Annotated in this window: 3 protein-coding genes; all 3 read left to right on the plus strand. The window is 37.8% G+C overall.

The genetic code is table 11. The features are described 5' to 3' along the window. The first annotated feature begins 168 nt into the window (after positions 1–168). Genes ACQR30_RS16005 through ACQR30_RS16015 form a run of 3 tightly spaced genes read left to right on the plus strand, consistent with a single transcriptional unit; the run spans position 169 to position 6,050 of the window. Positions 169–3,357: a SusC/RagA family TonB-linked outer membrane protein gene (locus ACQR30_RS16005; protein WP_429736764.1), complete on the plus strand. Its 3,189-nt coding sequence runs from the start codon at positions 169–171 to the stop codon at positions 3,355–3,357. Between the two features lie 20 nt (positions 3,358–3,377). Next, positions 3,378–5,249: a RagB/SusD family nutrient uptake outer membrane protein gene (locus ACQR30_RS16010; protein WP_429736765.1), complete on the plus strand. Its 1,872-nt coding sequence runs from the start codon at positions 3,378–3,380 to the stop codon at positions 5,247–5,249. Between the two features lie 57 nt (positions 5,250–5,306). Beyond that, a complete protein-coding gene (locus ACQR30_RS16015) occupies positions 5,307–6,050 on the plus strand; it encodes a DUF3823 domain-containing protein (RefSeq protein ID WP_429736766.1) in 744 nt (247 codons plus the stop codon). Positions 6,051–6,481 lie beyond the last annotated feature (431 nt).

The raw sequence follows: 6,481 nt of genomic DNA on the forward strand, positions 1-6,481 counted from the left end.
TTACTATAGTATTAAAGATGTTTAAGGGACAGATCGGAAGTTCCCTGAATATTATTTAATTGAAAGCGACTATCTCAACTGGTAAATATGCGTGCAGTTAAATACAATATTCAAAAATTGGTAGAAAGCAAGTGTATTAAACAAGTTTTAAAACCTCAATTATTATATATGAACTCAAATCATACAAGTAAAAATAAAAAGTGGCGCGCTCTTACAGAGTGGCCCCCCAAAATGATTCCTGTAATGCTGGTGTTATTGATGACACTGGGAATTAGTCGCACAAATGCTCAAAACGAAAGGCAAACTTATAGAGGAACAGTCACCAATAATAGCGGCGTTCCTATGCAAGGCGTTTCTTTAGCCGTGGTTGGCTCAAAAAGTAATGGAACAGTAACGGACGAAAATGGTTCTTTCGCATTAAAAGCGGAAAAGGGCTCTTCAATTTTTGTTACCTTTGTTGGTTATCTTTCTCAGAAAATAGACTTGGGGGACCAAAAAGATTTAACGATTAAATTGGTGCAAGCCGCCGACAGCTCCTTGAATGATGTAGTAGTAATCGGTTATGGAACACGTAAAAAAGAAAATGTCAATGCCGCTATTTCTACTATTACCAGCAAGGACATGGAAGACTCGCACAATGGCTCCACAGTAAGTTCGGCGCTAGCCGGAAAAATTCCAGGTGTAACCTTCAGAATGTCGGATAGTCGCCCAGGGGCAAGTGCCTCTGTATCTATTAGGAATATGGGAACACCGTTGTATATCATCGATGGTATACAACAAGATGAAGGACAATTTAATAATTTGGCACCTAATGATATTGAATCAATTTCGGTACTAAAAGATGCTTCCGCTGCTATTTATGGAGTACAGGCTGCAAACGGAGTAGTTTTGGTAACGACCAAAAGAGGAAAACTCGGGTCTCCAAGTCGTATTAATTTAAATGCCTATACTGGTTGGCAGAACTGGTCACGGTTCCCAAAAACAGAAGATTTATATGGCTGGGAGAAAGGTCGAGTAGAGGCTGCTGTGAATGAACATGATTTAAACAACATTATTTCACCGGAAGAATTGGCGAAATACAAGGCAGGTACGGCACCCGGTTACCAAAGTTTTGATTGGTACGATTTTATCGTGAAGAAAAATGCGCCGTTAAATAGTTTGAATTTGAACTTTACCGGTGGCTCTGATAAAATCAACTATTATGTCTCTGCAACTAATCTTTTTCAAAATTCCGTTTTAGGAAGGGAGTATAAATTTAATCGCACTAATATTCAAAGTAATATTGATGCAAAAGTTACCAAGCGCTTAAAAATAGGTGCACAGATTAACGGTCGCGTTGAAGACCGCCAAAACCCGGGAGTTCCTGGAACGGATGATTATTGGGAAGCGCGTTTTGCTATTTTGCGTAATACCCCCTGGGAGAGGCCATTTGCAAATGATAACCCGGCTTATTTAAATGACATAGGGCATAACAACGAAAACTGGGGATTGCTAAATACTAACCTTTCAGGTAAATACAGAGATACTTGGCGCGTATTGCAAACTAATTTAAATGCTTCCTATGAGACACCTTTAAAAGGTCTTACGCTAAAAGGAATGTTCTCTTATTATTATGCCAATGAATTGTTGAATAATCACGAATATACATATGATGCATATACATTTCATCCGGAAGATAGTACCTATGTTAGAACAGGTGGAAGTTCCAATCCTTGGCGGGAAAGAAGACAACGAACGATTCTCTCGTCTAATATTCAATTGCAGGCAGATTATGTACGTAGCTTCGGGAAACACAATATAAATCTAACTTTTGTGAATGAACGGACCAGAAGGCAGGATATGAACAATTGGTTGCACTCTGTTCCAACAACCAATATTCTGCCATTGATTTATTTCAATACAATGGATACTTATGATGATGGTGATGTAACCACTTCCAAAATTGGTTATGTAGGTCGCATTAGTTATAACTATGACAACACATATTATGTTGATATTGCCGGTCGTAGAGACGCATCAGCTATCTTGTCTCCTGCGCATAAATGGGGAACTTTCCCTTCTGCTACAGTAGGTTATCGTATTACAAAAGAGAAGTTCTTTCAGGAAATAGTAAAGCCTGAAATAGTAAATGAGTTGAAATTACGGGCCTCTTATGGTATTACCGGTGACGACCGAAACCTACCAATTGACGAGTTTTCTTATTTAGAGGCCTATAACTATAATAGTGGCAATCCAGCCATTTTAAATGGTGTTCCAATAATTACTTCAGCATATAGAGGTATTCCTGTTACGAGCATTTCATGGATACAGAGTAAGATGTTGGATATTGGGTTGGATTATGGCTTATTTAATAATAAAGTTAGCGGTTCTTTTGATTATTTTAGAAGGGAAAGAACCGATTTGCCCGGTCAGAAATATGATGTTTTATTACCTAACGAATTGGGATATGGTTTGCCTAATGAAAGCTTATCGCAGATTCAGGACAAAGTACAAGGTGTAGATGGATCTATCTCCTATAGTGGCACTATCAAAAAGGTAAATTTTCATGTAGCGGGTAATTTGTCTTTTTCAAGACCTTGGAATGTTTCTAGTTATAAGCCAAGGTTTTTTAATTCCTTAGATCAATATTTTTCGAGTGGAGAAAATAGGCCGCAAAACCTTTTCTGGGGTTATATCGCTCAGGGACAATTTCAATCTCAAGAGCAAATAAATAACTATCCTGTAAATGAAGACGGCCAGGGAAACAAAACATTATTACCTGGTGATATCATATATAAAGATTTGAATGGTGATGGCGTGATTGATGGTAATGACACGAGACCAATTGGTTGGGGAGAGGGTAGGAATCCTATTATAAATGGTGGTCTTAATTTGTCTGCCAATTGGAATGGGTTAGATGTACATATAGATTTCTCCTATGGATCTGGCTATACTTTTAATCGCAATTGGGAAATGCGTTGGCCGTTCCAAAACGGCGGAGCCTTACAGAGTGTATTTGCTGAAGATCATTGGCATCATCAAGATATATTTGATGCGAACAGTCCTTGGATCCCGGGAAAATATCCTCCATTTCGTTTTAATGATGGTGGAGGGAATAGCTACAACAAAAATTCTACTTTCTGGATTGTGAATGTAAAATACTTCCGTTGTCGTAATATAGAAATAGGCTATTCAATTCCACAGTCTATCCTGGATAAAGTAAATATTAAACAAGTCAGATTTTATGTAAATGCGAGCAATTTATTTTCAATTGATAATGTGCATCAATATGGGATTGATCCTGAAATTTCAGATGATAATGGCTTGACTTATCCTCAGAGCAAATATATCAATGTAGGTGTAAACCTTAGTTTTTAAAAACACTTAAATTATTTCAAATGAAGAAAATATTTTTTGTAACTATTGCAGCGTCGTTATTAATGACAGCCTGTAATGATAAAAAATTCCTGACGAATGAACCTACTTCCATATTGACTTCTGATCAGGTTTATTCAAGTCCGGAATTGGCCCTATCTGTTTTAGCTACTTTATATAATGGTTACGTAGATCAACAAACTATTACCAATTGGGCGGAATTTACAAATTTTGATGAAGCATTTCCATCGGAAGCTGGTAACTATTGGCGTGTACAGCAAATCAATTATCCATATAATTGGTGGAGTTTATGGAACTATGATTATATCAGAAACATCAATTTGTTTATTGAAAACTGTCAAGCTTCGACTAAGATTGACGATGCAGACAAAGCACAATTTGTAGCGGAAGCGAGATTTTTGCGTGCAGCTAATTATTTTGAGTTAGTAAAACGTATGGGAGGAGTACCAATCATCACTGAGCCGCTGACTTATGATTATAGTGGAGATCCGTCTTATCTGCAACACCCCAGAGCAAAGGAATCTGAAGTATACGATTTTGTTTTATCAGAATTGGATACAGCTAAAAATATTTTGCCCGACAATCCGTCTATCCAAGATAGAGCTACAAAAGGAGTTTGTTTAGCTATGGAGTCACGTGCAGCTTTATATGCTGCGTCAATTGCAAAATATGGAGCAAGTACGCCTACGGTTTCCCTATCAGGTGGTGAAGTTGGAATTCCTGCTTCAAGAGCCGCCGGATACTATCAGAAATCCCGAGATGCGGCACTCGAATTGATTAAAGATGGTAAATATAGTTTGTATATGAAACATCCAGATGACCTAGCCACTAATTTTGCAGCATTATTCTACGATAAGTCGAATAATCCGGAGGTAATTTTCGCTCAAAATTTTAAATTAAAAAGTGGTACAGTTGAAAGCTGGACATTAAATAACCAGCCACGGGCTACTGCAGAAGAAGCTCAAGGGGGACGGATAAACCCGTCATTAAACCTCGCCTTAAAATATGAGAAGCTGAATGGAACCTATGCCTCATTTAATACGGACAGTGATTACACAAATGAAGGTGATATTTTTGCTAACCGAGATGCGCGTTTAGCTGGTACATTTATATTGCCAGGCAGTCAGTTTAAAGGTCAAGATGTTGATATATGGGCAGGGTATATTTTACCAAATGATGGGAATAAAATAATTACTTCTGGCTCCTTTGGCGGCCAAGCACAATTACCGGGTAAATCTTTTAAAGAGCAGGTAGTGGGCTTTTCTGGTCCGATTGATGGATTAGAATTTAGTGCGCAAACAGGTTTTTATGTACGCAAGTTTATGGATCCTGCGACTGGTTCAGGACAAATAGGTACACAGAGTGAAGTTTGGTGGATCCGTTATCGTTACGCGGAAGTGTTGCTGAATATAGCAGAAGATGAATTTGACTTGGGTAATGATGATTCCGCTGCCTTGTTCTTAAACCAGGTGCGCGCTCGTGCGGGCATCACTACGCCTCTAACAGCTTCGGATATTACTTTCGATAGAATCGTACATGAACGCCGGGTCGAGCTTGCATTCGAAGGCCATGAATTATTTGACAACAAACGCTGGCGTATTGCAGATAAAGTCTGGAATGGTCAACAAATCTCAGCACAGGACTTAATCAATAATATCGGGAAGGCATCTGCTCCTAACACGATGATTTATGGAATGTGGCCATATAAAATTTATCAGCCGGGTAGTCCAAATGACGGTAAATGGATTTACAAAATTGTGAAGCCAATTAAAGTGACGGCTGCTCATAGTTTCCAATTGGGGAATTATTATTCTCAGATAGATCAGGGAATTATAAGTAACAACCCGAAAATCGTGAAAAATCCAAACCAATAAGCAATGTTTTGCGCAAACTATTTTAAAAAACATCGCTGAATATTAAAATTATAAAAAATGAAATACATAAAAGTTTATCAAAAATTCTTTATAATGATAGGGCTGATGAGTTGTTTTTATGCTTGTCAAAAAGACAACTATGCTCCTCCTAGCACTAAATTTACCGGAAGAGTGGTGTATCAGGGCACTCCTTTAGGATTGAAAAATAATAATGGTGGTACTGTCTACTTCGAACTATGGCAATCAGGATTTGGGAAAAGTGGTGCTATTAACGTGTTCTTTAATCAGGATGGTTCCTTTTCCGCCTTATTATTCAATGGTAATTACAAAATGGTGATACCAACTTCTCAAGGTCCATTTATGAGTATAGAAAATCCAGATACTCATTCCGATACGATTCCATTAGTATTGAATGGCGACAAGACGATGGATATAGAAGTGACGCCATATTATATGATTGACGATGCGAAGTTTAGCATCGGGTCGGACTCGGTAGTAAAGGCTACTTGTTCAGTTAAAAAAATTATTACAGACGCGAATGCTAAGGATATAGAATACGTGGCGTTATATGTAAATCGCACCAATTTTGTTGACGACAATAACAATGTTGTACGTAGTGCCATTAATGGGGGTGATATTACCGATATGTCCAATCTTTCTTTTACGGGAAAAATACCTACCGATATTGCGAATGCCAACATTGGGATAGCTGGGCAAAACTATTTTTATGCACGCATTGGGCTTAAAATAGTTGGTGTGGATGATATGATTTTTTCCGACGTCGTGAAAGTATCACTTTAATCTTCTATTATATGTTAACCGCAAATCGGTTTTTGTTGCGGTTAACATATAATTCTTAGGTAAATAAATAATCTCTTATTATAATGCTAACATTCTTTATTTTCTGACACAGAAAGCGTTTGCAGAAGATAAAAGAGGAGGAGGTATTGCCTTAAATTTAATATAATCTCTTGGGGGAAGTAGCTGCTTTACGTTGATAGGGTGACTCCTGTATAGAAAAAGAGGATGATAAATTTTGGTGATCGTCCTGACTTTGATAATTAAAAAAATGATGAATAAAAAAACAAGAATCTTTTTGAATAAAGGCAAGCTTACATTGATGGCTTTGTGTTTTTGCGCGGCCTCCACGGCCCAGAAGCAGCTAGCGCCGTCCTATCCTTTGATTACGCACAACACATATTTCAGTATTTGGTCCAATAGTGATATGCTCA

The organism is Arachidicoccus sp. (assembly GCF_050436765.1).
In the GTDB taxonomy this organism is placed as follows: Bacteria; Bacteroidota; Bacteroidia; order Chitinophagales; family Chitinophagaceae; genus Arachidicoccus.